The sequence below is a fragment of the Gloeomargarita sp. SRBZ-1_bins_9 genome, assembly GCA_039794565.1.
Lineage (GTDB): Bacteria > Cyanobacteriota > Cyanobacteriia > Gloeomargaritales > Gloeomargaritaceae > Gloeomargarita.
In genome coordinates this window covers 1-23,983 of record JAUQVX010000017.1, presented here as the reverse complement: position 1 = coordinate 23,983, position 23,983 = coordinate 1, and the positions used below count along the sequence as shown (strand labels likewise).

Here is a 23,983-nt window from a genome sequence, read left to right as displayed (position 1 = left end):
CCCAGTCCGTCGGCTTCACATCCACAAACTCCGAAACCGACGTCACCTGCCCCAGTTCATCCTCGACGCGCAAATCCCGCACATACTCCCGCACCTGCCGAATCGACTCCCGGGGATTTGGGGTCGTGACCTGGGCTTGGGCTTCACCCGCCACTACCAGCCCCGTTACCACCGCACCCGCCGCTAAGGACTTAAGCATCCACTCCTTCTGCTTCATCATCGTTCACCTCACACCCTAACGACAACCAATGAACCACGAGTCAGACCGCCCCCATCCATGGTAGGAACGTCTAAGATAATAGTTTAAGACTAGGTTATCCCCCTGTAAAGGCCACTAACGGTAAAATAGGATACCACCTGCTTATGAATTGGCCAGAAGTTGACTAATCTGGCGGGCCAGGTCGAAGTCTTTTTGGGTCAGGCCGCCGGCGTCGTGGGTCGTCAAGGTAATCACTACCCGATTGTAGGAAATAAAAATATCGGGGTGATGGCCCATTTGTTCTGCTGGTTCGACCAGGGAATTGACAAACTTCATGGCGGCCAAAAAATCCGCAAACCGGTGTTCCCATTTCAGGGTTTTTCCTTCGACGGTCCAACCGGTCAAGGTCGCCGCTTGAGCACTGATTTCCTCCGGCGAGAGTAGTGGCGTCATGAAACCAACCTCCAGCGTGTGCTCCATTTCTGTTGTAATATGCTTTCAGGCAGCGCGCCACCCATAAAGATAAATCATCCCCATGTTGCGCTGGTGTTATTGGGGTGTCCTGGCAGGGATAGTTCTGGGTGGTTCCTTAGGCCTGGGCCAACGTCCCCCCTGGGAACCCTTAAGTCGGGTCACCCGTGCCCAAAGGACCTATTATCAGCGTTACCGGCGGTTTACCTCTGCCTTTGGCCCCTTGGAGCAGATTGCCGGGGTAGGCCTGCCGCGTGGTTACACCTATGCCACCCGCACGACTTCCCGGGGCGCCTATACCTACGCCATTCCCCAAAACCCTCGCCTGCAACCTCTGGTGAGCGCTATTTTCCTGGACCCAGAAGCCAGTGGCCCCGCCCGCATGATGATGGTGGTGTGTCAAGCTCGGGAAGCTGGTCGTTTTCGCCCCGCCGACCCCATCTTTCGCCCCGGCGCCGACCCGGTCACCCGCAAAGGGCAAATCGCCTGTGGAGACGGCACGGTGGTGGTGGATGGCCCCTTTGACCTCTAGGCGGAAGCAACCGTGGCCTTCTTTTCTTCACCGGTCTGGATATTGAGCAAGCGCCGGTAAAACTCCTGGGGAAAATCCACCCGCTGGCTGCGCTTGTAGTGGATGAGTAGATCCACCAGGAAGCTGACAAATTCAAAGTTGACGATCACCATGTCATAGGTCAAGTCGGGATTGCCCTCAAACTGTATCTGACACCGGCTCAAATCGGCGGGCAGATTAGAAACGTTCCAAGTGGCCACAAAGGGAATACCGTCGCCGCCATCAATATAACGTTCCCCCTCCAGATTCCCTAACCGGTAGAGGCTCAAGGCAAAGGGTAATACTTCGCGCTTGTTGCCGGCGGGCAAGTAGGGCTGAAACAACAAAACCTGCTCCTTGGGCGCCGGTTGCAACTGGCTGAGAATGACTGACATAAACCACCTCCCAATCCCCCTCTAGCTGTTACTGTATCACCGAGGTGATGGTCCCCGTGTAATCTGGATCGGGCCGGATGTGTAAACAGTACCATTCCTGGCATTGCCGGACGGCGGCCACGCTCCACCCCTGGTCGCTTAGGGCCGTGGTGACCCCTTCCAGTTGTTCGCCGATAAAACCGCTCACAATCCCCCAGGTCTTGCCGTGGCTGACCATCCGCCAGTGGGGCGCCATGGTGATCAAGGCCTCCGCCGAGATATTGCACACAAAACCATCCAGGGGTTGGGGGAGAAGTTCGGCTAAACGGGCCAGACTGCCCTGCTCCACCACCAGTTGTTCCCCTCTGATTTGGTTCAACGCCTGGTTTTGTCGGGTGGCGGCAATGGCCAGGGGGTCAATGTCCACCGCATAAACCTGCTTCGCCCCTAAAAGCACCGCCGCAATGGCCAAAATCCCAGACCCGCAACCAATATCGGCAATCACCCCATCCGGCGTACCCCACTGGGGGTCCAAGCGCATTTCGAGGGCCTCCAGACACAATTGGGTGGTGGGATGACTACCCGTGCCAAAGGCAAACCCCGGGTCAAGGCGCAACACCAAGCGGTTGTCCGGGTTGTGCACGGGTAACCAGGCCGGCTGAATCAGAAGCCGTTCCCCCACCGGTTGGGGTTGCCAGTGCCGTTTCCAGTGGGCTGACCAGTCCTGACCGTCCATCAGTTGCCAGCGCACCTGGGGGGACGGTTGCTGGACTTCCTGGGCATCTTCCCGCAACAACTCCCGCAGGGCTTCCCAGTGCTGGGAATGGTACTGCATCTGCGGGGCGTAGGCCGTGATTTGCACCGTATCCTGGCTATAGATGGTGGCCGTACTGCGGCAATCCAATTCCTGCAACCGCCAAAACACCATTTCCTCCAGCAGCGGCGTGCAGGTAATGGTCACTTCCCACCAGGCAGTCGTCGTCGGAACGTTCATATTCCGTGGGTTGTCTTGTCTCCAGCATAGTCACCCGAGTAGCTAGCCGCCATGCTCTACTGCCCCTTTTAAGTTATTTATCAAACATCTAACAATTCCTAACGGTTAACCCCGGCTGGGGTCAACGCCTGCCTACAATTCGGTAAGTACATTGCCAGAGGGTGTATCGTTGCCATGACTGCTGCCAGCCCTACCGCCATCATCACCGGGACATCCTCAGGGGTCGGGTTATATGCCACCAAAGCCCTGATTGACCGGGGGTGGTTTGTGGTATGCGCCTGCCGCAACCCCGACAAGATGAAGCAGGCGGCGGCCCAACTGCACCTCAACCCCCAGCAGTACACGGTTTTGCCCTTGGATTTGGCGTCTCTGGCCAGCGTGCGGCAGTTTGTGGAGGACTTTCGCCGGCTGGGGCGTCCCCTGAAGGCTCTGGTATGCAATGCAGCCATTTACATGCCCCTGCTCAAGGAACCCCTGCGCAGCCCCGATGGCTATGAACTCAATGTGGCGACCAATTATTTGGGGCATTTCCTGCTGTCCCGGTTGCTACTGGAGGACCTGCGGGCCAATCCCGACCCCGACCGGCGGTTGATTGTGGTGGGGACGGTCACGGCCAATACGGAGGAACTAGGGGGGAAAATTCCTATCCCGGCGCCGGCGGATTTGGGGGACCTGGCGGGGTTAGAAGCCGGCTTCAAAGAACCCATCGCCATGATTGACGGCAAGCGCTTCAAGCCCGGGAAAGCCTACAAAGACAGCAAGTTGTGCTTGATGATCATGGCGCGGGAGTTGCACCGGCGTTATCACGCGGAAACGGGGATCACCTTTAGTTCCCTGTATCCGGGTTGTGTGGCGGACACGGCCCTGTTTCGGCACCATTTCCCCCTATTTCGCCGCCTGTTTCCCCTGTTCCAAAAGTACATTACCGGTGGGTATGTGTCCCAGGAACTAGCGGGGGAACGGGTGGCCCAGGTGGTAGCCGATCCGGCGTTTCGCCCGTCGGGGGTGCACTGGAGCTGGGGCAACCGCCAGAGCAAAGACGGTAAACCCTTTATCCAGAAACTCTCCGCCCAGGCGACCGACCAACACCGGGCCGAACGGCTGTGGGATTTGAGTAGTCAACTGGTTGGGCTAGCCTAAATCCTTCCATTCCAGGATCAGGGTTTCCTGGTGCTGAGCATCGGTCACCTTGGGTAGGGGTTGAGGCGGTACCGACACTGATTCCGTACCGATGATCAAGGTTTCTTCTGGGGGTTTAACCCGTGGCAAGGAGGGTACCCTTTGGACCGGTGGTTTCGGGGTCGCAGGGGGCTGGGATTGCTCCATGGCTCGCCGGTGGGGAATGATTACATTTTTTACCCAGTACTCATTTGACGCTGGAGCCAACCCCGCGCTACCACAATGTCCCCAAAACGCCGACCGGTCACCCGTTGCTCGACTAAAACCTCCTCCACCTGGGCTGGTTCCAACAATCCGGCATCTACAAAATACTCGCCAATCGGTTTGGGCACGATGCGTCCCTCAACACCTCCCTGCCTATCAGTATAATCACGGACTCTAGGCGCTGTTATTCCCCTGGCCGCCGCAGCCCTGGCGATGGTGGAGACATGTTTTTACAACAGCCGGTCGATCAACCAATCCTCGAAATTGCGCAGGGCCGGCCAGGGGGGTGGGGCAATGGGCTGGACCCAAACGGTGTACATCCCCAGGCGATTGCCGGCCAGGATGTCGGTGAGACGCCGGTCGCCGATGAGGGCGGTTTGAGTCGGGGGCAACTGCATCTGCTGCAGGGCTTGGCGGAGTTTACGGCGGGAGGGTTTGGCCGCACCGGCAATGTAGGGACAGGCCAATTGGTCCGCAATGGCTTGAATCCGCCGAGTGCAGAGATTGTTGCTCACCAGCCAGACCGGCCCTAGGGTTTTGAGCTGGTCCACCCAGGCAACCACGGCCGGCGCCAGTTGTTCCTCATGGGTGGGCACCAGGGTGTCATCCACATCCAGCACCGTGCCACGAATGCCCTGGGCGCGCAGTATCTCCACATCCAACCCTGTAATGGGGCCAGTGTGTACCAGACAGGGCCGCAGGAGGTCTTGCCAGGGCATTGCTACACTAGAAGCCAATCGAGTGTGAGGATACCACCATGCCGTTATCGGTTGTGAGTCGCTCTCCGCGTTTGGCCTCTGGGCGCAGTAGTTTGTGGCAGAGTTTTCGCTATGCGGGGCAGGGCCTGTGGTACGCCGGTCGGAGTCAACGCAACTTTCGCATTCACCTGGTCATTGGCGGTATTGCTTTGGTGTGGGCCGCCTGGGTACAGCTCAACCTGACCCAAACCGCCATCATTGTCCTAACCATTGGCCTGGTGCTGGCCCTGGAACTGGTGAACACGGCCCTAGAGGCGGTCGTAGATCTGACCGTAGGGCAGACCTATCACGAATTGGCCCGCATTGCCAAAGATTGTGCGGCGGCTGCAGTTCTGGTCACTGCTTTGGCGGCGCTAGGCGTGGCGGGGTTGTTGCTGGTGCCTCCTTTGCTCTAGTCCGCCAGGGTATAACGCCATTGCCACCAGAGCAGGCTACCGCCGACCAACACCTTGAGGCATTCCAGGGCAAAGTATTCGCCGTGCAATAGGTGCATGGTGACAGGAATCCCCTTTTCGTCCGTTAGCCAGGTCAAGGCCGCGCTGGTTTCCCCTAGCCAGGGCGTTAGGATGTAGGTGTAAATGAGGGTGATTCCCACCAGGGCACTGGCCAACAGCAAGCCCCAGCGGTAGTGGCGCGGCGGTTGGAAACTCTGGGCCAACACACTGGTCATGACTAGGGCTGCCAGCAACAGTTCTGCATGGTTAAACCAGCTAAACACCAGATAACCAAAACTGGCAAAGCCGCTTTGGCGCATCAGTCCCCCCCAGTACAACGCCGGCATCACCAGCAGGTCGAGCACCACTGTGGCCCCCAGCCAAAACGTCAGCGTCAAACTCACCACCAGCGGCCAATAATTCGCCGGATTGAACAACCGTGGAGTCATGGCTTGCCTTGCAGCGACTACCTCCATTCTGGCGGGCCGGGCTGCCCCTGCCTAGCTTTTGTAAAGCAACTGTCGTTAAAATTACCCCTGGTTCACAGGAATTTGAATTTTTAATACTTTCTTTAAGTTCATTTGATGGGTCGGCCTCCGGTCAAGGGGCAGGGTTTACTCCTAAGATAGGAAATATAAAAACATTCGGGAGCAAGGAAGGATGACCCAAGCGCAGACGGAAATCCAACCGACCCAACCGGCGGGGGCGTTGACCAAGGCCCAAGAACCCAACGGTGCGCTCGTCAAGCCGAGCAAGCTGGTGATGGGTCGTCCGGTCGCGCCGAATCAAGTGGACCCGCCGGTGAATGAGCTGATGGGTTACTTAGATTAAGCCGCTGTGGCCCATGCCCTATACTACCGCCGAGTTGATCCAAATTCTGGAGCGGGAGTTGCAGGCCAATTGGCAGGGGCAACGCTGGCTGCCTTCGGCGCGGGAACGGGTGGGCCACTCGGTCATTGCCCTGGCGATTCCCCCGGAGCGGCTGAGCATGGTGTTTGCATTTGAGGACTTTCGGGCCCAGGTCCACGAATACCAACGCCAACAGGGGGTTTCGGGGGTGGTGTGGCGTACCTGCCGGTTTCGCGACCGGACGATTGAGGTGCCGGAGGTGCATGGGCAACTGTGTGCCATCGCCGGGGATAAGGAACGTTTGATGCAGGCCAAGCCGGCCATTGCTGAGTTTTGGTGGCAGCAGACCCAGGGGTTGCGCTACTGGTGGTTGCAGCCTCAGCCCCGGCCGGCCACGGTCTCGGAACTCCAGGCGGCAATCTCCCGGGCGGAGTGGTTGGAGTTGGATGCCACGCGCACGGAGTTGTATTTGGGTTTGTGCTGGGGGGACCCGAAGGAGTACCGCTACCAGTGGGCCAGACCCCAATCGGGCTGCGACCGAGTAGTAGCTGCCCAGGCGGTGCCCCAGGCGATTAAGGTGTAGGTGGGGAAGGGGGGGAACTGAGTGATGGGTGATTTGCGGTTGTGGACGACCTGGGTGCTGGGGCCGCTGCTGGCTTTCTATACCCTGGCGTTTGTGCTGCGGATTGTTTTGAGCTGGTACCCTCAGGTGAACCTGCGCCGGTTCCCGCTGCTGTTGTTGTATCTGCCAACGGAACCCTTTCTGGCCCCGACGCGCCGGTTGGTGCCGCCGTTGGGGGGGGTGGACATCACGCCGGTGATTTGGGTGGGGATCGTCAGCTTCCTGCGGGAGATTCTGTTGGGTCAGCAGGGGATTTTGACCCTACTGCTCCAGCGGGGGTAGTTTTCAGGCGCCGGTAACGGGCATAGAGCTGAATGGCGACGGCCATGGCCAATACCAGTCCCACCACGGCCCAGGTCGTCAGCCCCACCGGAAAGTCGTTTTTGAAGACCGCCAGTAGGACAATGACGAACAACAAAACGGTGGGAGCTTCGTTAAAGGCCCGCAATTGACCACTGGTCCAGCGACAGGTTCCCTGGGCCAACTGCCGCAACAACCGCCCGCAGTAAATGTGATAGGCCAGCAACAGGACCACCAGGCTCAACTTCCAGTGCAGCCACCACTCCCGTAACCAGGACTGTTCTAGCACCAGCAATCCCACCGCCATGGTCACCGTGAGCGCCATGCCGGGAGTTGTGATAATGTTGTATAGACGCTTTTCCATCAGATTGTACTGGGTGGTCAGGATGCTACGGGCCGGTTCCGGTTGGGCCTGGGCTTCCACGTGGTAGATAAACAGGCGCACCAGGTAAAACAGACCGGCAAACCAGACCACCACCCCGATAATATGCAGCGCTTTGAACCAGGAATAGACCATAAAATTCTTTTGTCCTACGGATGCTGTTTACTCCCTATGGTACCGCTGGGGGTTGTTGTTGCAAAATGTCACAATAGGACTATGGGCGATAGCTGGACCCCAGACCCGGGGGACCTTTTTCCTTTTCCCCTAGATGCCTTTCAACGCCAGGCGATGCAGGCTCTGGCAGAAGGGCGGTCGGTGGTGGTATGCGCGCCCACAGGGTCGGGGAAAACGGTGGTGGCGGAATATGCCATTCACCGCGCTTTGTACTACAATAAAAGGATTTTTTACACTACGCCCCTGAAGGCCCTCTCCAACCAAAAGTTTCGGGATTTCCGGCAGCAGTTTGGCGCGGAGGTGGTGGGCCTACTGACGGGGGATGTGTCCATCAACCGGGATGCCCCCATCGTGGTCATGACCACCGAGATCTTCCGCAATATGCTCTACGGCACCCCCATTGGCGAGGTGGGTACCTCCCTGGCGGATCTGCAGGCGGTGGTGCTAGACGAATGCCACTACATGAACGACCCGCAGCGGGGTACGGTGTGGGAGGAGACGATTATTTATTGCCCGCCGTCGGTGCAATTGGTGGCCCTGTCGGCAACGGTGGCCAATAGCCAGGAATTGACCGAGTGGATTCAACGGGTGCATGGGCCGACGGAGTTGGTTTATTCGGATTTCCGTCCGGTGCCGTTGCAGTTTTTTTTCGGCAACCAAAAGGGCTTTTTCCCCCTGTTGAATGACAGCAAAACGGGACCTCACCCCCAACTGAAACTGCGCCGCCCCACTGGGGACCGCCAAGGGATTCCTGACGTTGCCACGGTGGTGAAAACCCTGCGGGATGGGGATATGCTGCCGGCGATTTATTTCATCTTCAGTCGGCGGGGGTGCGACCAGGCGGTGCAGGCGGTGCAGGACTTGGATTTGCTGACCCCTGAGGAGTCGGCACGGGTGCGGCAACAGGTGGAGGAGTTTTTGGCCCGCAACCCGGAGCTGTATCAGCCCGGCGCCATGCTAGAGGCCCTGTACCGGGGAATTGCCGCCCACCACGCCGGGGTGTTGCCCCCTTGGAAGGCCTTGATCGAAACCCTATTCCAGCAGGGGTTAATCCGGGTGGTGTTTGCCACGGAAACTTTGGCGGCGGGCATCAACATGCCGGCGCGCACCACGGTCATTTCCAGTCTTTCTAAGCGCACGGACCGGGGCCATCGGCTGCTGTTTCCGTCGGAATTTCTCCAGATGGCGGGCCGGGCGGGCCGGCGGGGGATGGACCAGCAGGGCTATGTGGTCATCCTGCAAACGCCCTTTGAGGGGGCTAAAGAGGCAGTGCGATATGCCCTGGCCGACCCGGACCCCCTAGAAAGCAAGTTCACCCCCAGCTACGGCATGGTGCTCAACCTGCTGCAAATGCACACCCTAGAGGAGACCAAAGAACTGGTGCAGCGGAGTTTTGGGCAGTTTTTGTCCCTGCGGACGTTGCAGCCTTTGCAGGAGAAACTGGCCCAACTGCGGGCGCAGCGGGAACGTCTGGCCCAGGAACTGGCGGGGGTGGACATGGCCCAGGTGATGGCCTACGACAAGTTACGCCAGCGCCACAAGGAGGCCCGCCGGTTGTTGAAGACCTTGGAGGAGCAGGCGCGGCAAACGCGGCAAAAACAGCTCTCCCTGGCGGTGAATTTCGCCATTGTGGGCACGGTGTTGATTCTCGAGGGCAAGCACATTCCCCACCCCCTGCCAGCGGTGTTGGTAACCCGCGTTAGCGGCGGCGGTCAGTTTCCCTACCTGGTGTGCCTGGGGCGCGATAACCGCTGGTACGTGGCCACCACCCACGATGTGATTGACCTGCATGCGGAATTGCCCCGCATCAGCGCGGTGGACTACTTGATGCCGCCAGTGGATTTGCTCCCCAAACCAGGCCAGCATCGCCAGGGCAATGAACACACGGCTCTGATTGCCCAGCAGATTCCTGACCTGTTGCCGGTGGATATGGCGCCGGAGGTGGTGGCCCAACGCCAGGAGGTGGAGCGGCTGGAGCAATTACTGGCGGAGCACCCGGGACGACAGGTGACCAAGTCCGGGGCGCTGGTGCACAAGCAGTATCAACTGGACAAACTGGACCAGCAGATTCAGCAACTGGAGCGGGAGCTGCAACAGAAATCCCAGCGCCACTGGCAGGACTTTTTAAGCCTGATGGACATGTTGCGGGAATGTGAATGCCTGGATGCGTCGTTGTTCCCGACGTCGTTGGGGCAAACGGTGGCAGCGCTGCGGGGGGACAACGAACTGTGGCTGGGACTGGCTCTGCGCAGTGGGGCGTTGGATAACTTGAGTCCTTCGCATCTGGCGGCGGCGGTGGCGGCTTTGGTCATGGAAACGCCCCGTTCCGATAGCTGGACGAATTACCCGTTGCCCGAGCCGGTGAGTGCGGTGTTGAACCAGTTGCGACCCCTGCGGCGGCGGCTGTTCCAACTGCAACGGCGCTATCAGATTGGGTTTCCTTTGTGGCTGGAGCCGGATTTGGCCCCGCTGGTGGAGCGCTGGGCGGCGGGGGTGTCCTGGCTGGATCTGGGTCAACACACTAACTTGGATGGGGGGGACATCGTGCGCCTGATTCGCCGGACAATGGATGTGCTGTCCCAGATTCCCCATGTACCCCACCTGTCACCAGAACTCCAGACCAATGCCTGCCTGGCTTGGGAGGCTATGAACCGCTTCCCGGTGGATGAAGGGTGGGAGGACTAAAATGGGATTTGCGTTAAACTGGCCAGGGGCGTTTCGGGGGGAAATTTTGTGTCATAATAGACTCAATTCCGCAGGATAAAAACTGGGAAGGTTTTATTTGTGAGGAGTGTGGTGTTATGAACAAGGGTGAATTGGTGGAAGTGGTAGCCCAGCATGCCGACTTGCCGAAAAAGGTGGTGGATAGTGTCATTACTGAGGTTTTCAACACCATCATCGAGACGGTTTCGGCGGGGGAAAAAGTGACGTTGGTGGGGTTTGGGTCGTTTGAGGCCCGCAAGCGCCAGGCACGGGAGGGGCGCAATCCCCGCACGGGTGAACCGATGAAGATTCCGGCGACACAAGTACCGGCGTTTTCGGCAGGGAAGTTGTTTAAGGAGCGGGTGGCGTCCTAGTTGCAGCGACCAAGCCACGGCGGGGACCGTCTCTGGGCAGCAACTATAGCCGGTTGTGCACCGGAAGCTATCCTGGATTTTTCGGCTAATCTCAATCCCCTGGGGCCGCCGACGTGGGTGCTGGCCTTTGTCCGGGCGCATGTTGATTTGCTGGTGGCCTACCCGGATCCCCAGTATCGGGAGCTGCGGCGGCAACTGGCGGCGGTGCACCACTTGGAACCGGATTGGGTCTGGCCGGGCAATGGGGTGGCCCATTTGCTCACTTGGGTGGGGCGGGACCTGGCGGCTCTGGAGACGGTGACCCTGGTAACGCCGGCGTTTGGGGACCACTGGCGGGCTTTACAGACCTTTGGAGCGCCGGTGCGCCCCTGGCGTTTACCCTGGGAACAACCGTCGGTGGCGTTACCCTCCAGGGGGGATGGGCTGCTGCTGAGTAACCCCCACAACCCGACGGGTTATTTGTTTACTAGGGAGCAATTGCTGCCGCTGCTGGAGAACTGGTCGCTGGTGGTGGTGGATGAGTCCTTTATGGATTTCCTGCCGCCGGGGGAGGACCAGAGTTTGGTTCCGGTGCTGGACCGTTGCCCTAACCTGGTGATCCTGCGTTCTTTAACCAAGTTCTATGCCTTGGCGGGGTTGCGGCTGGGGTATGTGCTGGCCCATCCGAACCGGCTGTCTCGCTATCGGGAGTGGGATGCCTCCTGGAGCGTCAATGGCCTGGCGGCAGCCTTGGGGGGGTTATTGCTCCAGGACCGCGCCTTTGCTCAGCGCACCTGGGATTGGTTGCGCCAGGAACGGCCCCGCCTGTACCAGGGATTGGCCCGTCTGCCGGGTTTAACGCCCTACCCCAGCGCCGCCAATTTTCTCCTGGTCCGCAGCCGCCATCCGGTGCCGGCGTTGCAGGAGCGTTTGTTGGTCCGCCACCGGATACTCATCCGGGACACCCTGAGTTATCCAGAACTGGGGGCCGATTATTTCCGGGTGGCGGTGCGCCATTCGGCAGAAAACCAGCGGTTGCTGGCGGCTCTAGGGAGCGAGGGCATGCCCCCGTAGCAGACTGCCGACGGTCTTGACCGCCAATTTCAGTTGCACCCAGGGGGAGGCGGGTACCACGGTTTTGTACAGGTAGCTGGCGAAGGTCAGCCGCTGCACGTCCGGGTCAGCGCACATTTCCACAAAGGCTTCCCGGGCCGCGTTCGACCGGTAAAACACCCGTTGCAACAAATCCAGCACCAGGTAGGTCAGGCCGTAGGTTTTGTCCCAGCGCCGCAGGTACTGACGTAAATCCTGTTCCGTAGGCAGCCGCTTACCCCCCTGGGAGGTTTCCACGATGGTTTCGGCGCACATCCGGCCCGATTTGGCGGCGAAATAAATCCCTTCCCCCGAGGATTTGGTCACGTAACCGGCGGCATCCCCCACCAGGGCCACTCGTCCGACCACCCGCCGGGGCCGGGGATGTTCGGGGATGGGATGGGCTTCGATTTTGATCAACTCCCCCCCCTGGAGTCGCGCGGCCGCCCGCTGGCGAATCCCCGCCTGGAGCTTGCGGATGTCGGCTTTATTGGCCTGCATCGTGCCCGTGCCCACCGCCACATGGTCGTATTTGGGAAACACCCAGGCGTAAAAGTCAGGGGAAACATCGTCCCCCACGTACATCTCCGCCCGGTCTTCGTAGTAGTGCATCTGTTCGGCGGGCAGGCGAATCCGCTCCTGGAAGGCGATGGCGCAGTTGTAGTCACCGGCGTCAATGGCCTTGGCTACTCGGGAGTTGGCTCCATCCGCCCCGATCACCACATCCACTGCCAGGGTTTTGGGCACTCCCGTAGGGCTGCCGTTGCTGAAGTCGTTGTAGTGCAAAAGGTAGGGTTCGCGGCTGGTTTGCGGCAGGGTGATGTCCTGCACCAGACCGTGGATGAGGTGGGCGCCTAGGCGCGCGGCCCGATTGCGCAAAAACGCATCCAGGATTTCCCGCCGGCACATGCCAATGTATTCGTGGGGGTTGGTGAGCTTGATGTCCACCGCCACGTTGGAGGGGGAAATCATTTTCATCTGGCGCACCCGCCGGTCAATGATCTCGGGGGGCAGGTCAAACTCCTCTACCATGCACAGGGGAATCGCCCCGCCACAGGGTTTGCAGTTGTCCAGTTTGCGCTCAAACAGATAAGTCTCAATACCGGCTTTGGCCAAGATTTCGGCGGCAGAGGCTCCCGCTGGGCCACCACCGACCACCGCTACGCGCATCGTCACAGCACAGGACCCCAACAATCTACGGGCGGAATCGTAGCACGGTTTCTGGCGGCCTGCCGGGTTCTGTAACAGTCCTGCAACAGTCTCTAAAAACCGGGCGGACGGCGCCATTCCGTCACCCGGTCGGCCAGGGCCAAAATCTCCGGCGGAAGGGTCGTCCCGGTAATCACCAGGTCCGTCGTAGGGGGACGCTCCTGCAAAAAACTCACCACCTCAATCAGGCCCAACAAACCCAAATGCACCGCCAGGATCAGTTCATCTAGAACGGCCAGATGATAGCGACCACTGCGCACCCGCGCCTGGGTATCCCGCCAGAGCCGATGCACCGCCGCAGCTTCCTCCTCCTGCACATCCGGCGTGTCAATACAACGGGGAATCGGGCAGCGAATCCACTCCAAATGCTGCACCAACCGCACCGGGTGTTCCGGCCCTTGGTTGAGGCCCCCTTTGAGAAACTGCACGATCAACACCCGGTGGCCCTGACTGGCCCGCTGCATGGCCATGGCCATCACGTCGGCAAAAAAGGCCCGCTGGGGGGCGGTATAGACCTGGAGTTGCCCCGTGCGCACAAAAACTTCCCCGGTCGTAGAGGCAGCGCTGTGGTTGTCCATCCCTGGCTGTGCTGGCTATGCTTTAACATTATGCGGGAAAGCCCGACGGCCCCATGACCCCCCTGCTGGACGTGCAGAATTTAACGGTGCATTTTCCCAACCACACACCGGTGCGAGGGGTTTGCTTTGACCTAGCGCCGGGGGAAGTGTTGGGCATCGTCGGCGAGTCCGGTTCGGGGAAATCCTTGACCGCTCTGGCCTTGATGGGACTGGTGCCCCCACCGGGGAAAGTCCACGCCGACCGCCTGCACTGGTCCCCCCCCGGCCAACCAGAGGTAAATTTGCTCACCCTCACCCCCAAAACCTGGCCACAATACCGAGGCAGGGCCATGGGTATGGTGTTTCAGGAACCGGCCAGCTCCCTTAATCCCGTGTACACCTGCGGCTGGCAATTGGCGGAAGCCTGTATAGCCCACCAGCGCCTGACCCCCGCCCAACTGCAGCAGCGCCAGCGGCAATTGCTCCAGGAGGTGCAACTGCTATCCCCCAACACGCCCCCGGAGTTCTTGCGGCGGTTGCTCCAGCGCTATCCCCATCAGTTTTCCGGGGGGCAGCTCCAGCGTTGGATGATCGCCATGGCCCTAGCGTCAGACCCCTGGCTGCTGATTGCCGACGAACCCACCACCGCCCTAGACGTAACCATTCAGGCAGAAATCTTGGCTCTCTTGAAACGGCTGTGTCGGCAGCGCCAAATGGCCGCCATCGTCATTAGCCATGACCTGGCGGTGGTGGCGGACCTAGCGGACCGGGTGCTGGTGATGCAACAGGGACAGGTGGTGGAGGCCGGGTCCCAGGACGCCATTTTTCACCATCCCCAGCATCCCTACACCCGGGGGTTACTGGCCTGCCGTCCTATCCTGGGGCGCCGCTTGCAGGTCCTACCCACCCTGGCGGATTTTTATGCCGACCGTCCCCCACCCCCTGTTGTCTCGCCGACCATGCAGGCGCAGCGGTTACAGATGCTCCAGCAACAACCGGTGCTGCTGCGGGTGGTGGATTTACAGGTCAGTTACCGACGGGGCAGGCAGGTGCAACCGGCGGTCCAGGGCGTCAGTTTTCAACTACACCGGGGGGAGACTTTGGGTCTGGTGGGGGAATCCGGCTGCGGCAAAAGCACCCTGGCCCGGGCCATCCTGCGGTTGCTGCCGGTGCAGGGGGGACGTATCTACTTCGACGGCCAGGACATCACCCACTGGTCTGCCAGGCGATTGCGACCCTGGCGGCGGCGGATGCAGATGATTTTCCAGGACCCCTTTGGTTCCCTGAGTCCCCGCATGACCGTGCGCGACCTGTTGCTGGAACCCCTGGCCATCCACCAACCCCGTTTGTCCCGCCAGGCAGCCATGGCCCAGGTCACGGCCCTGTTGGAACGGGTGGGGTTAGAGGCGGATGCATTATCTCGCTATCCCCATCAATTTTCCGGGGGGCAGCGCCAGCGCATTGCCATCGCCCGCGCCCTGGTCACCCAACCGGACCTGGTCATTTGCGATGAATCCGTGTCGGCGCTGGACATTTCTATCCAAGCCCAGGTGTTGAATCTGTTGAAGCAGTTGCAGAGGGAATTGCATTTGACCTATCTATTCATCTCCCACGACCTGGGGGTGGTGTATTTCATGAGTGACCGGATCATGGTGATGAACCAGGGGCAGGTGGTGGAGATGGGACCCGCCGACCAGATTTATCACCAACCCCAGCATCCCTACACCCAAACCCTGATTGAGGCCATTCCTCGTCTGGAGCTGCCCTGGGCTAGCTAAGCCGATCAATCGGTAAAAATTTAAATTTTTCGGGGAAAATCACCCCCAGGTTCTCGTCAAAAATCCCTTCCTGCGATAAGCTGAGATAAGATATTGGGATACGAAGGACGGTTTTGAGCCCATGGCGGTGCAACCAGATTATGCCTTTACCCCCCCGCCTGTCAATTTGACGGACCTCAATTGGCAAGGGGGAGCGACCGGCGATGTACAGGACCTCCAGCAGGAGTTAGCCACCCTGCGCGCCCAGACCGAATGTCTTTTGCAGGAATTGCAACTGTGCCAACAAACGGCGAATGAACAACAACAGTTGATCGAAAACCTCGCGGAACAACTACGCCAATCCCAACAGCGGATTCAGCAACTGGAGCAAACCCAGGCTTTTCAACAAAAGCGGCTACAGGAACAGGAAGCAGCCCTGGTGGAGGAACAGCAACAACGACAAGAATTGGAGGCCCGTCTGTATCGCCAGCAACAGGAGAATTTGCGCCTGCGACAACTCCTGTCCACCTACGCCCCCAACGCCGATTGGGAAAAACAAGCGCGCCTGTACCAAGACCCAATTCCCCCCTGGTCATCCCACCCCAAGCCAGCGGAGGCCTCCCCAGACTCCCCAGCGCAATCCATACCAACACCGGCGACCCAGCGCAGCAAAAGGACTGCCGTTGATTTACCGGCGTTTGTTATGCGCCATTGATTCATCCACTCCCCGAGGCGCCACCCCTTGAGCGGTGCCCTCTAGCCGGCCGTTAACCCGAGAAAATCCCGATCAGGCTATGGGCGCAGGCTATCTATCGGTAAATTCCCCTCAGCGTACTGACAATTCCAGGCTGCGATGCCAGTGGGAGCGAACAGCCATCAGCCCCAGCGATTCCCCCCAATCTTCCGGCTGTTCCCAGGACGGGGCAAATGGCGGCACGGCAAACCGGCAAGCGTCCCAATCCCCTTGCACCTCCACCCCCAGCAAATGACATTGTCCACCCCGACGTCCCTCCGGCAGGTAGTGACGACAATACCGACAACCCAAACCCGGTCCTAACGTGTTGGAAAACACCATAGGAGTAAGTCCCTAAAACCAAGTTGTGAATTTCTGACCTGATTTAGATGATATAGGCCTGATCCCCGTCCCCTTTTCCGTCTTAAGGTTTTTTTCGCGATTCTGTGGAAAATCTAAAGACTTTTCCTGAATTACGGGGGTAAACCCACTGGGGATCAAGGTAAAGCCTAGAGATTTCGAGGAGATAGGGCTGTGGACCCGAGCTATTCAACTAAACCCAAATTATCCCGGTGGATCACGGTATCGGGTCCGGCGTAGCCCAGGCGTTCCGGTATGGCATCCGAGTGACAGCCGCAAATTTGGCGAAGTTCCTCACTGCTGTAGTTAACCAGCCCCCGGGCAATTTCCCGTCCGGTTTCATCCACCACCTGCACGGCAGACTGGGCGGGAAAATCCCCCTCGACGGCCATCACCCCCGCCGGCAGCAGCGACCGTCCCTGTTGACAAATGGCCCGCACCGCTCCGGCGTCCACTACCAGCCGTCCCACCGGCACTAACCCATGGGCCAACCAGCGTTTGCGCGCCCGGATGGGGGGAGTTTGGGGCAAAAAGTGGGTGCCAATCAGTTCCCCCGCCAGGATTTTGGGTAGGTTCTGGGGCTGGCGACCGTCGGTAATTACCGTGCGCACCCCGGCGGCGGTGGCAATGCGGGCAGCCGCGATCTTGGTCACCATGCCACCGGTACCCCAGCCGGAACCACCTTGACCCACCTGCACCCCGAGGTCCCTCAAATCGGCGATGCGGTTGACCAGGGTAATCGGGGGAGCCTGGGGGTCCTGGCGCGGGTCGCGGGCGTACAACCGGTCCACGTCGGTAAGCAGGATCAACCATTGGGCGCCCAGGAGACTGGCCAGCAAGGCCGACAGGGTATCGTTATCCCCAAAGCGCAGTTCCTCCACCGCCACCGTGTCGTTTTCGTTGACGATGGGAATGATGCCCAAGTTAAGCAGTTCGGTTAGGGTGTTGAGCACATTGATGTAGCGGTGGCGCTGGCTGAGATCTTCCCGTGTCAGCAACACCTGAGCAATCGGTTGCCCCAGCACCGAGAACAGATCGTCATACAGGCGCATGAGCCGTCCCTGCCCCACCGCCGCCACCGCCTGACGCAACGCTAGGTTCTGGGGACGTTCGGTTAAACCAAGGCGTTGACAGCCTATCCCCACCGCCCCCGAGGACACCAACACCACCCGCTGCCCTTCCCGCCGTAATCGCGCCAGGGTTTCCACCAAACTGGCCAGGGTAGCCAGGTTCAGGGTGCCATTACCGCCCTGGGTAAGACTGGAGGTACCGATTTTGACAACAACCGTTTGGTTCACCGTTCGTGGTACAACACCAGCCGGTAGCGGGCTTGTCCCGACGCCAGGTGGGCCATGGCCTCATTCACCCGGTGAAAAGGAAACAGCTGCACCTGGGGCCTAATGCGATGGCGCACGGCGAAATCCAACATTTTGCCCATCGTAGCCGGACTCCCCACCGGACTGCCGGAGATGGATTTCTGGGCGGCGATCAGAGCAAAAGCGGGCACCGGAATCGGCTGGGGTACGACACCGACAACGTGCAGCCGTCCCCGGGGGCGCAGGGCCTCGAGGTACAAAGTCCAGGGCAGGTCCACATTGGCCGTCACCAGAATCAGATCAAATCGGTTGGCCAGGGCCTGGAGAGCCTCCGGGTCGCGGGAGTTGACAAAGTAGGAGGCGCCTAGAGCCTTGGCTTCGGCCTCTTTGTTGGGGTTGCTGGAAAACGCGGTGACCTCACACCCCCAGGCCCGCAAAAACTGCAGCGCCAGATGGCCCAGTCCCCCAATGCCAACAACGCCCACCCGGTCCGTCGGGCGAACGTTGAACTCCACCAGGGGACTAAACACCGTAATGCCCCCACAAAACAGGGGACCGGCACTGGCGGGGTCCAATCCCTCCGGCAGGGGAATCACCCATTCGGGATGGGCGCGCACCCGGTCGGCAAAGCCCCCGTATCGCCCCACAATGGTCGCTTCCGCCCTTGGGCACAGGTGGTGCTGGCCACTGTGGCACCATTCGCACTGCAAACAGGAATGGGCGTACCAACCCAAACCCACCCGTTGCCCCACCTGCAATGCCGTCACCTGCATTCCCACAGCCGTCACCACCCCCACCACCTCGTGGCCCGGCACCAGGGGATAGCGGCTGATGCCCCACTCGTTGTTCACCATGCTCAGGTCGCTATGGCAAATACCGCAGTATTCCACCTGCACTTCTACGGCATCGGGGGGCAAGGGACCGGGGTCATAGGTCCAAGGTTCTAGGGGTCCCCCGGGCTGATGGGCCGCATACGCCTGAATCATGGGCAACTGCTGGGTGGGCAACGTCTAGGATCATAGGGGATTCCTAGGGGGACCGCCAAGGTATTGCTCCACAACCGCCTGACTTTTGGCATAATAGGAAAGCCCCACCTAAGGGCCTGTAGTTCAATTGGTTAGAGCACCGCCCTGTCACGGCGGAAGTTGCGGGTTCGAGCCCCGTCAGGCCCGTTAAGCAATGCTCTCCCGTTTACGGCTTTCTTTGGCGGACGGTACAAACTGACCCAGACCGCTGCGCAGCAGTTGTTCTTCGATCAGGGCAAAAAATCTGGCCCGGTCGCCGGCCCGCACGACGGCTTGGTTATGGGCTTCCGCCAGGGCCACTGGATAGCCATAGCCCTTGTTCACCTGGGCCAACAGCAAGGCCAAGCTCTGGTCGAGCTGCTCCCTGTCCGTCGCCAGCCACAGGGGAAATTCCACCCGGGCGATTTCCGGCCCCACGTGGACATAGCAAAAGGCCACCGCCTGATCGCCGTAGTGTTCCAGGATGGGTTGGGTGCTCCGCCACAGGGGTCCCCGCTGGCCCGGCTGCAATTGGGTTTGCATGAGGGTCGTATCCCGCAGCGGTTTCAACCGGTCACAGGGGGCGCCTTCAGGTTGACCGGCACAATGGGCCTGGCAATCCGGCGTCAAATGGGGGCACAGCCCCAGGCGCAAAAAGTGCATCACCTCCAGGGACCGACCCGCACTCAGGTAACTCAGCACCGGCACCTTGACCTGCTGACAGGTCCGCCAAGCCTCGAGAATGGGGGGTAAAATGGCCGTTTGGGCCGCCGCCGGTAGTCCCTCCAAAAACCAATAGATGAGTGAACCATCCAACAAGGCAATAGCCGGTTCAGTCCACCCACCGCTGCGCCATTCGCCGGCCAATTCCGCCAGAATGGTGGCCTCCAACTGGGTGCGCCGGTAGCTGAGCCATTCTTCCGTGCGGATGCCCCACTGGCGGCACTGGTACAGGTCTTCTGCTTGGTAGAAGATTTGGGGGAGGCTGTCCAGGCGGGGCAAGCGTCCCGAACCGTAGTGCAGCAGCACATAGCCAATGTTGATGAGATAGCAGTACACCGCTTCGTGGTGGCTGGGGGCGATTTGGGAGCCATCTGTCGCCAAAACGGTATGCACTGCCGGCGCCGGAGGCAAGGTCACGCGGGTTTCTAGCGGTTCCAGGGGTACGGCTGGGGCAAAAGCCAGGCCTTTCCCGGCCATTTGCAACCGTTCCACCCAAGCCGACTGTTGGACCGCCGCCAGTTGCCAGAGTTCCTGGGCCACCTGGAGCCGTTGTTGATTCGCCAGGGTCTCCTGGGCCAGGTATTGACTGAGGGCCGGCAATTGGCCAACCAGTTTGGTGAAATCCAGCATAGTTGCAACTTTTTCCATCTTCTGGGACCATTTTGTCTGCTGGGGGAACCGCTGTGCAAAGCCCCAAAGGAACTGTTAAGAGCCAAGGCTCATACCGAAAAGTCTAGCGAGACTCAGCCCAAGGAGGTGAGCATAACCACGGCAGCAGTGCCAGTGATGGAGGCTAATCAAGAGGGATGTTGGTTGCCCGCAGTTTCCCTAGTGTTTGTTGCTAGGACGGTGGGGGAAAATTATCAGATAGTACCAAGTAATTCCCTAAACCGCGCGGCCAGTCAGGTGGCGGTAGTGATAGTGTTGACCTCATTACAGCCACAGCCCCGGTGCAACGGATAAGCATCACCCTATGCCTGGTAGAGTTTTGTGCCATGTTCAACTCCTTTTTGACGGACCTTCATGCCTGGAAGCAGCTACTCTCGTCACAGTAGCAACAGGTAACCAGTTTTTATATTTATTAGGGCAGATTTTATGTTCTGGTAGCCAAGTCTAAGTGCCTCTGGGGCATGGTTCCCATAAATGTTGAAGCATTGATAAACGACTCAAAATTGCACCATGTTAGTTATTAGTACAATATTAGTACAATCCAGGTTCATTAACCATTTTAGAAAAATTAATTTTCCCAACATACCAGGGAGTCTCTAGATTCTTGCAGTACAATGGTGCAGTATGGTTTTGGACACACAGGCCGATGACCTCATCGCCATAGACTTGAAACAGTTGCTTGTGGTATTCGACCACTTTTTGACGAACCTTCATTCGCAGGTAGCGATGATCTGCGTCACTTCCGCAACTTGAGTAATAGGGTTTAGCAATCACTACATTGAGCCAGCCCTTCTCAGTAACACTTAACAAGAAATCCCAAAATAAACTGGATAATGAGTCAGCAAGATCAAACTTAAAACCTCCTATGCTTTGGAAAACTGATTTCCTCATCACAAAACCTTCACCAGCCATTCCGTAATAGAGTTGCATGGGCATTTCGTTGTTCCATGTAACTAAAACATGGCTTGGACAAATAACCCAGGTTCCTACGGAAGCAACATTGAGATAACGTTGAAGGATTTTGACGGCATCCCTGTAGTAGTCAGGATGAACAGTGTCACCACTTTTGAGAAAAGTTAAAAACTCACCATGGGTGGCTTGAGCTAGATAATTTCTTGCTTGAGCTATGTTGAGAAATTTTGTGCGAAGTATAGTTAGATTATCATATACCTTGGCAAGGTCTGATAATAGCTCTTGATTAACCGTATTATCACTACTATTATCCAAGATAATAATCTCCAAATTCTCATATGAAACCCATGCCAGGGAGTCTAGCGTTTCCCAGAGGGCTTCTTCTTTCTCGTTAAAGCAGAGAATACCAACACTTAACTGGCCAGGAACTCCCACTAATTCTAACTTTTGGGGATAATCCATCCTACCTATGGGTCTGTAATTCAATGATGGATATAAGCATATCCTTCGACCCTTATTGATTACACTTTGAAAGTATTCCAACCGCATAGTAACCGTCCGTTCGGGTGAAATCATCTGCAGGGCAGACTGCCGTGCTCGTTCACCAATCATCAGATTTTCGTCTATACTTAGGGAAAGCACTTGCTCTAGCTTGTCTGCGAAATCACCAGGTTTATCCCAATCAAAAAGAAAACCCGTACAGTTTTCCCCATGGAAAATCATTTCCCGCATATGGCCATTGGTACTAGCTAGGACTACCTTTCCTAACAGCATAGCCTCTATACAAGCCAAGCTGAAGGCTTCAAAAAGAGAAGGAATTAATACACACCAGGAGCGAGCAATTCGGTTAAGTAATTCAGGTTTGGGGAAAGTTTCCTCGAGAACCAAAAGGCCCCTTTCTATGTACTTAGAATACTTCTGGGAAATATAATCCTTCATACTAGATTCGGCTATGTAATACGGCATATCTTCGCCGATCATCGTTAGTTTAAAATCCCAACCAGTTTCCCAGAGGTTCTGGCAAGCTTCCAGCATCTGGAGCGTACCCCTAGACAACTGATACGAGTCAACGTAAATTATATCTCTAGGTGTTGGCGTACTTCTAAATGTTCTCAGGGCAACGTCCGATTCTTCTAAATAGGGAAAGGGAATAACCCCTGCATTGGATAGATCTATTTCTAAATCCTTACGAGTTTGTTCAAGAATAAACTGGCTCGGTGCAACAATACCATCAGCTGCCAATATACACCACTTTTCTAGACAGCCGTGCCACCAGTAAGGCAGTTGCCATCGCGGGTATAGTTCCTTATCCCTAATTTGGTAAAGGGAGTTATAGAGTGTTAAAACTATTGGCACATCATCTAGCAATGATTCACCTTGTAGTTTCCTTTGCATTAAAAAGTAGGGTAATGCTAAAAAATTTTGGGATTCTATTATATCTGGCTTGCCGTTACTTCCTATGTATTCAATAACTGCTTCTGCTAGACGATAGCTTAGAGAGGTAACAGCCGATAAATGCTCATAACCCCCTACTTCTCTAGGTAAAATAACTTCCTCATAACCACCTGGGGTAATCCTTTGAATTTGGCTCAAATTGTCAGAAAAAGTAAAGAGGGTTACTTGGTGGCCACTTGCGGATAGCAGAGTTGCCAAATCTCTAGGACATTTTAATAGAGAATATTGGCCAAGAAAGGAAGAATCCAGATTGAAAGTGCTAATAAAAATTCGCATAATCACTCCTCCGCCATAATATCCAATTCATATCTGCTAGCAGGACCTAACCAATAAATAGGTGCAATCTCATTCTGATCACACAAGCAGAACAGTTTGTCAGCGTAAAAATTGTAGACATCTTTATTCAGCTGAACTATTTGTTGACGCAGTAGCAAGTTTTTGTTTGTATTGATCAAGTGCAACATTGATCCGCGCCTATCTCGGTAATAAAAATAGTATTTCGGGATTACTACAGATAGCCATCCATGGCTAAGCATTCTTATCCACCACTCCCAATCCTCAAATCCACCCATGAAACTCATAGAAGAATGCTGGTAAAAATCAAGATAGACACTTCGCCTAACCACAACCATGTAGTTAAACATATTATTCAGCAGAAGGTACTCTAATTCTGGCTGAAAAATTTTGTAAAAAACATATGATTCACCAAATCTATAAGTCCAAGCTCCTACAGCCGCAACATTATCATACTGTTTCAATATGTCAACTGCTTTTCTGCAGAAACTTGGATGCACTTTGTCATCTGCATCTATAAACAGGATAAATTCTCCCGTGGCAACCTCAGCCAGCCTATTGCGGGTTGCCGCCAGACCCTGATTGGCGTGTCTGTAAATTTTAATGTCAGTATGTTCTTTTTTGAGAGTTTCCAACACGGTAATCGATTCCTCATCAGTACTTCCATCATCCCAAATAATAACTTCTTTGTCAGGATAGTTACAGGCGTTAATCGATGCAAACGTCTCTCTGATATATTTACCCATGTTGTAATAGGGTATACAGATGCTAACCCTATTCCTCACTCCAATTGGTTCTAAAATCTTTGGCAAGTCTAGTCTTCCTACAGGTTTGTAACCTAAAGAGGGATATATTCTTCGATGTCTAGTCTTACTCGCCTCAATAACTCTTTGGAAATGGTCAATCCGCAAGGAAACGATACGTTCAGGGTCGCACAACTGCAAAATATTCTCACGCGCATTTCTACCAATATCTAGATTTTCTTGCTCAGTCAAATCTAATACTTGTTGGAGCTTCCTAGCAAAGTCACCCGGACTGCTCCAATCAAACACAAAACCGGCAGGTTTATCGGTGTAATGGATCATCTCTTTCATGCCACCATTACTGCTAGCCAGCACCACCTTCTGCAACAACATGGCTTCCATGCAGACGTTGGAAAAGCTCTCCCAGAACGACGGAATTACCACACACCAGGCCTGGGCAACCCGCTGATACAAATCAGGCTTCCCCATCGCCGGCTCCAAGACTAAACGCCCATCATCAATGTACCGTCGGTATTCCCTAGTAATGTAATCTTTCATGTCGCAATTTTTTAGGATGTAGGGGGTGCTGTTGCCAATCAGCGTTAGGCGAAAA

General features: G+C 56.9%; 27 protein-coding genes and 1 tRNA gene. 12 read left to right on the top strand and 16 right to left on the bottom strand.

What is annotated here, in order from left to right:
• Positions 1-220, bottom strand: a 220-nt coding sequence (locus tag Q6L55_11195) for a hypothetical protein (GenBank protein MEN9259273.1), incomplete at its 3' end; no start/stop codon positions are given.
• 141 nt (positions 221-361) lie between these two features.
• On the bottom strand, positions 362-652 hold the full coding sequence (locus tag Q6L55_11190; GenBank protein MEN9259272.1) for a 4a-hydroxytetrahydrobiopterin dehydratase: 291 nt from the start codon (positions 650-652) through the stop codon (positions 362-364).
• Positions 653-734: 82 nt separating this feature from the next.
• Between Q6L55_11190 and Q6L55_11185 the strand changes: the two genes are divergently transcribed.
• Positions 735-1,202 carry a type IV pilin-like G/H family protein gene (locus Q6L55_11185; GenBank protein MEN9259271.1) on the top strand — a complete coding sequence of 156 codons (468 nt, stop codon included), beginning with the start codon at positions 735-737 and terminating at the stop codon, positions 1,200-1,202.
• Here the strand turns inward: Q6L55_11185 and Q6L55_11180 are convergent.
• Positions 1,199-1,615, bottom strand: coding sequence for a hypothetical protein (locus Q6L55_11180; GenBank protein ID MEN9259270.1), 417 nt, complete (start codon positions 1,613-1,615; stop codon positions 1,199-1,201). The genes Q6L55_11185 and Q6L55_11180 overlap by 4 nt on opposite strands.
• 28 nt (positions 1,616-1,643) lie before the next feature.
• Positions 1,644-2,588, bottom strand: a complete 945-nt coding sequence (gene prmA, locus Q6L55_11175) for a 50S ribosomal protein L11 methyltransferase (GenBank protein ID MEN9259269.1) — start codon at positions 2,586-2,588, stop codon at positions 1,644-1,646.
• 174 nt (positions 2,589-2,762) lie between these two features.
• On the opposite strand from prmA, the gene Q6L55_11170 reads away from it, so the two are divergent.
• The gene (locus Q6L55_11170; protein ID MEN9259268.1) at positions 2,763-3,728 is read left to right on the top strand and encodes a protochlorophyllide reductase; all 966 of its coding nucleotides are present in this window, start codon (positions 2,763-2,765) and stop codon (positions 3,726-3,728) included.
• A gap of 215 nt (positions 3,729-3,943) precedes the next feature.
• Here the strand turns inward: Q6L55_11170 and Q6L55_11165 are convergent, their stop codons facing one another.
• A complete protein-coding gene (locus tag Q6L55_11165; GenBank protein MEN9259267.1) occupies positions 3,944-4,099 on the bottom strand; it encodes a hypothetical protein in 156 nt (51 codons plus the stop codon).
• A 102-nt stretch (positions 4,100-4,201) separates the two neighbouring features.
• Entirely contained in the window at positions 4,202-4,708 is a 507-nt protein-coding gene (locus Q6L55_11160; GenBank protein ID MEN9259266.1) for a YqeG family HAD IIIA-type phosphatase, read from the bottom strand.
• Positions 4,709-4,728: 20 nt separating this feature from the next.
• On the opposite strand from Q6L55_11160, the gene Q6L55_11155 reads away from it, so the two are divergent.
• A complete protein-coding gene (locus Q6L55_11155) occupies positions 4,729-5,124 on the top strand; it encodes a diacylglycerol kinase family protein (protein MEN9259265.1) in 396 nt (131 codons plus the stop codon).
• Here Q6L55_11155 and Q6L55_11150 read toward each other — a convergent pair.
• Positions 5,121-5,612 carry a hypothetical protein gene (locus tag Q6L55_11150; GenBank protein MEN9259264.1) on the bottom strand — a complete coding sequence of 164 codons (492 nt, stop codon included), beginning with the start codon at positions 5,610-5,612 and terminating at the stop codon, positions 5,121-5,123. The two genes, Q6L55_11155 and Q6L55_11150, sit on opposite strands and share 4 nt — an antisense overlap.
• A gap of 211 nt (positions 5,613-5,823) precedes the next feature.
• On the opposite strand from Q6L55_11150, the gene Q6L55_11145 reads away from it, so the two are divergent.
• The 3 genes from Q6L55_11145 to Q6L55_11135 are packed head-to-tail and all read left to right on the top strand — an operon-like array spanning position 5,824 to position 6,916.
• A complete protein-coding gene (locus Q6L55_11145; GenBank protein MEN9259263.1) occupies positions 5,824-5,994 on the top strand; it encodes a hypothetical protein in 171 nt (56 codons plus the stop codon).
• A gap of 13 nt (positions 5,995-6,007) precedes the next feature.
• Positions 6,008-6,595: a hypothetical protein gene (locus tag Q6L55_11140; GenBank protein ID MEN9259262.1), complete on the top strand. Its 588-nt coding sequence runs from the start codon at positions 6,008-6,010 to the stop codon at positions 6,593-6,595.
• A gap of 24 nt (positions 6,596-6,619) precedes the next feature.
• Positions 6,620-6,916, top strand: coding sequence for a YggT family protein (locus Q6L55_11135; GenBank protein ID MEN9259261.1), 297 nt, complete (start codon positions 6,620-6,622; stop codon positions 6,914-6,916).
• Here Q6L55_11135 and hemJ read toward each other — a convergent pair.
• Positions 6,849-7,451, bottom strand: coding sequence for a protoporphyrinogen oxidase HemJ (hemJ, locus tag Q6L55_11130; GenBank protein ID MEN9259260.1), 603 nt, complete (start codon positions 7,449-7,451; stop codon positions 6,849-6,851). The two genes, Q6L55_11135 and hemJ, sit on opposite strands and share 68 nt — an antisense overlap.
• Before the next feature lie 81 nt (positions 7,452-7,532).
• Here hemJ and Q6L55_11125 point away from each other — a divergent pair, with 81 nt between their 5' ends.
• The 3 genes from Q6L55_11125 (at position 7,533) to cobD (ending at position 11,620) form a co-directional block, all read left to right on the top strand.
• Positions 7,533-10,175, top strand: coding sequence for a DEAD/DEAH box helicase (locus Q6L55_11125; protein MEN9259259.1), 2,643 nt, complete (start codon positions 7,533-7,535; stop codon positions 10,173-10,175).
• Between the two features lie 116 nt (positions 10,176-10,291).
• Complete coding sequence (locus Q6L55_11120) at positions 10,292-10,567, top strand: HU family DNA-binding protein (GenBank protein ID MEN9259258.1); 276 nt, start codon at positions 10,292-10,294, stop codon at positions 10,565-10,567.
• Positions 10,568-11,620, top strand: coding sequence for a threonine-phosphate decarboxylase CobD (gene cobD, locus Q6L55_11115; protein ID MEN9259257.1), 1,053 nt, complete (start codon positions 10,568-10,570; stop codon positions 11,618-11,620). It abuts the gene before it with no gap.
• Here cobD and chlP read toward each other — a convergent pair.
• Both chlP and Q6L55_11105 read right to left on the bottom strand, forming a co-directional pair.
• Positions 11,594-12,808, bottom strand: a complete 1,215-nt coding sequence (gene chlP, locus Q6L55_11110) for a geranylgeranyl reductase (protein MEN9259256.1) — start codon at positions 12,806-12,808, stop codon at positions 11,594-11,596. The two genes, cobD and chlP, sit on opposite strands and share 27 nt — an antisense overlap.
• Before the next feature lie 92 nt (positions 12,809-12,900).
• Positions 12,901-13,425 (bottom strand): cob(I)yrinic acid a,c-diamide adenosyltransferase, encoded by a 525-nt coding sequence (locus Q6L55_11105; GenBank protein ID MEN9259255.1) that lies wholly within the window; start codon positions 13,423-13,425, stop codon positions 12,901-12,903.
• Positions 13,426-13,478: 53 nt separating this feature from the next.
• On the opposite strand from Q6L55_11105, the gene Q6L55_11100 reads away from it, so the two are divergent.
• Together Q6L55_11100 and Q6L55_11095 are read left to right on the top strand one after the other, a co-directional pair.
• Positions 13,479-15,182: an ABC transporter ATP-binding protein gene (locus tag Q6L55_11100; GenBank protein ID MEN9259254.1), complete on the top strand. Its 1,704-nt coding sequence runs from the start codon at positions 13,479-13,481 to the stop codon at positions 15,180-15,182.
• Positions 15,183-15,303: 121 nt separating this feature from the next.
• On the top strand, positions 15,304-15,876 hold the full coding sequence (locus Q6L55_11095; GenBank protein ID MEN9259253.1) for a hypothetical protein: 573 nt from the start codon (positions 15,304-15,306) through the stop codon (positions 15,874-15,876).
• A 111-nt stretch (positions 15,877-15,987) separates the two neighbouring features.
• Here the strand turns inward: Q6L55_11095 and Q6L55_11090 are convergent, their stop codons facing one another.
• The 3 genes from Q6L55_11090 to Q6L55_11080 all read right to left on the bottom strand — a co-directional run bounded on the left by Q6L55_11090 (position 15,988) and on the right by Q6L55_11080 (position 18,556).
• Complete coding sequence (locus Q6L55_11090; GenBank protein ID MEN9259252.1) at positions 15,988-16,236, bottom strand: hypothetical protein; 249 nt, start codon at positions 16,234-16,236, stop codon at positions 15,988-15,990.
• Positions 16,237-16,439: 203 nt separating this feature from the next.
• Entirely contained in the window at positions 16,440-17,552 is a 1,113-nt protein-coding gene (proB, locus tag Q6L55_11085; GenBank protein ID MEN9259251.1) for a glutamate 5-kinase, read from the bottom strand.
• The gene (locus tag Q6L55_11080; protein ID MEN9259250.1) at positions 17,549-18,556 is read right to left on the bottom strand and encodes an NAD(P)-dependent alcohol dehydrogenase; all 1,008 of its coding nucleotides are present in this window, start codon (positions 18,554-18,556) and stop codon (positions 17,549-17,551) included. The genes proB and Q6L55_11080 overlap by 4 nt, the downstream gene beginning before the upstream one ends.
• 112 nt (positions 18,557-18,668) lie before the next feature.
• Between Q6L55_11080 and Q6L55_11075 the strand changes: the two genes are divergently transcribed.
• Positions 18,669-18,742, top strand: a tRNA-Asp gene (locus tag Q6L55_11075).
• Here the strand turns inward: Q6L55_11075 and Q6L55_11070 are convergent.
• The 3 genes from Q6L55_11070 to Q6L55_11060 all read right to left on the bottom strand — a co-directional run.
• The gene (locus Q6L55_11070) at positions 18,743-19,945 is read right to left on the bottom strand and encodes a DNA double-strand break repair nuclease NurA (GenBank protein ID MEN9259249.1); all 1,203 of its coding nucleotides are present in this window, start codon (positions 19,943-19,945) and stop codon (positions 18,743-18,745) included. It lies immediately after the preceding tRNA gene.
• A 552-nt stretch (positions 19,946-20,497) separates the two neighbouring features.
• Positions 20,498-22,609 carry a glycosyltransferase gene (locus Q6L55_11065; protein MEN9259248.1) on the bottom strand — a complete coding sequence of 704 codons (2,112 nt, stop codon included), beginning with the start codon at positions 22,607-22,609 and terminating at the stop codon, positions 20,498-20,500.
• A 2-nt stretch (positions 22,610-22,611) separates the two neighbouring features.
• Positions 22,612-23,983, bottom strand: a 1,372-nt coding sequence (locus tag Q6L55_11060) for a glycosyltransferase (GenBank protein ID MEN9259247.1), incomplete at its 5' end; no start/stop codon positions are given.

Excerpts from the sequence above, each read along its gene's own strand:
- Q6L55_11090 (MEN9259252.1), bottom strand. The coding sequence starts at position 16,236 with ATGGTGTTTTCCAACACGTTAGGACCGGGTTTGGGTTGTCGGTATTGT.
- Q6L55_11065 (MEN9259248.1), bottom strand. The coding sequence starts at position 22,609 with ATGCGAATTTTTATTAGCACTTTCAATCTGGATTCTTCCTTTCTTGGC.
- Q6L55_11120 (MEN9259258.1), top strand. The coding sequence starts at position 10,292 with ATGAACAAGGGTGAATTGGTGGAAGTGGTAGCCCAGCATGCCGACTTG.
- chlP (MEN9259256.1), bottom strand. The coding sequence starts at position 12,808 with ATGCGCGTAGCGGTGGTCGGTGGTGGCCCAGCGGGAGCCTCTGCCGCC.
- Q6L55_11080 (MEN9259250.1), bottom strand. The coding sequence starts at position 18,556 with ATGATTCAGGCGTATGCGGCCCATCAGCCCGGGGGACCCCTAGAACCT.
- Q6L55_11155 (MEN9259265.1), top strand. The coding sequence starts at position 4,729 with ATGCCGTTATCGGTTGTGAGTCGCTCTCCGCGTTTGGCCTCTGGGCGC.
- Q6L55_11135 (MEN9259261.1), top strand. The coding sequence starts at position 6,620 with ATGGGTGATTTGCGGTTGTGGACGACCTGGGTGCTGGGGCCGCTGCTG.
- hemJ (MEN9259260.1), bottom strand. The coding sequence starts at position 7,451 with ATGGTCTATTCCTGGTTCAAAGCGCTGCATATTATCGGGGTGGTGGTC.
- Q6L55_11100 (MEN9259254.1), top strand. The coding sequence starts at position 13,479 with ATGACCCCCCTGCTGGACGTGCAGAATTTAACGGTGCATTTTCCCAAC.
- Q6L55_11125 (MEN9259259.1), top strand. The coding sequence starts at position 7,533 with ATGGGCGATAGCTGGACCCCAGACCCGGGGGACCTTTTTCCTTTTCCC.
- Q6L55_11180 (MEN9259270.1), bottom strand. The coding sequence starts at position 1,615 with ATGTCAGTCATTCTCAGCCAGTTGCAACCGGCGCCCAAGGAGCAGGTT.
- Q6L55_11170 (MEN9259268.1), top strand. The coding sequence starts at position 2,763 with ATGACTGCTGCCAGCCCTACCGCCATCATCACCGGGACATCCTCAGGG.
- Q6L55_11185 (MEN9259271.1), top strand. The coding sequence starts at position 735 with ATGTTGCGCTGGTGTTATTGGGGTGTCCTGGCAGGGATAGTTCTGGGT.
- Q6L55_11095 (MEN9259253.1), top strand. The coding sequence starts at position 15,304 with ATGGCGGTGCAACCAGATTATGCCTTTACCCCCCCGCCTGTCAATTTG.
- Q6L55_11145 (MEN9259263.1), top strand. The coding sequence starts at position 5,824 with ATGACCCAAGCGCAGACGGAAATCCAACCGACCCAACCGGCGGGGGCG.
- Q6L55_11150 (MEN9259264.1), bottom strand. The coding sequence starts at position 5,612 with ATGACTCCACGGTTGTTCAATCCGGCGAATTATTGGCCGCTGGTGGTG.
- Q6L55_11190 (MEN9259272.1), bottom strand. The coding sequence starts at position 652 with ATGACGCCACTACTCTCGCCGGAGGAAATCAGTGCTCAAGCGGCGACC.
- Q6L55_11140 (MEN9259262.1), top strand. The coding sequence starts at position 6,008 with ATGCCCTATACTACCGCCGAGTTGATCCAAATTCTGGAGCGGGAGTTG.
- Q6L55_11070 (MEN9259249.1), bottom strand. The coding sequence starts at position 19,945 with ATGGAAAAAGTTGCAACTATGCTGGATTTCACCAAACTGGTTGGCCAA.
- prmA (MEN9259269.1), bottom strand. The coding sequence starts at position 2,588 with ATGAACGTTCCGACGACGACTGCCTGGTGGGAAGTGACCATTACCTGC.
- Q6L55_11105 (MEN9259255.1), bottom strand. The coding sequence starts at position 13,425 with ATGGACAACCACAGCGCTGCCTCTACGACCGGGGAAGTTTTTGTGCGC.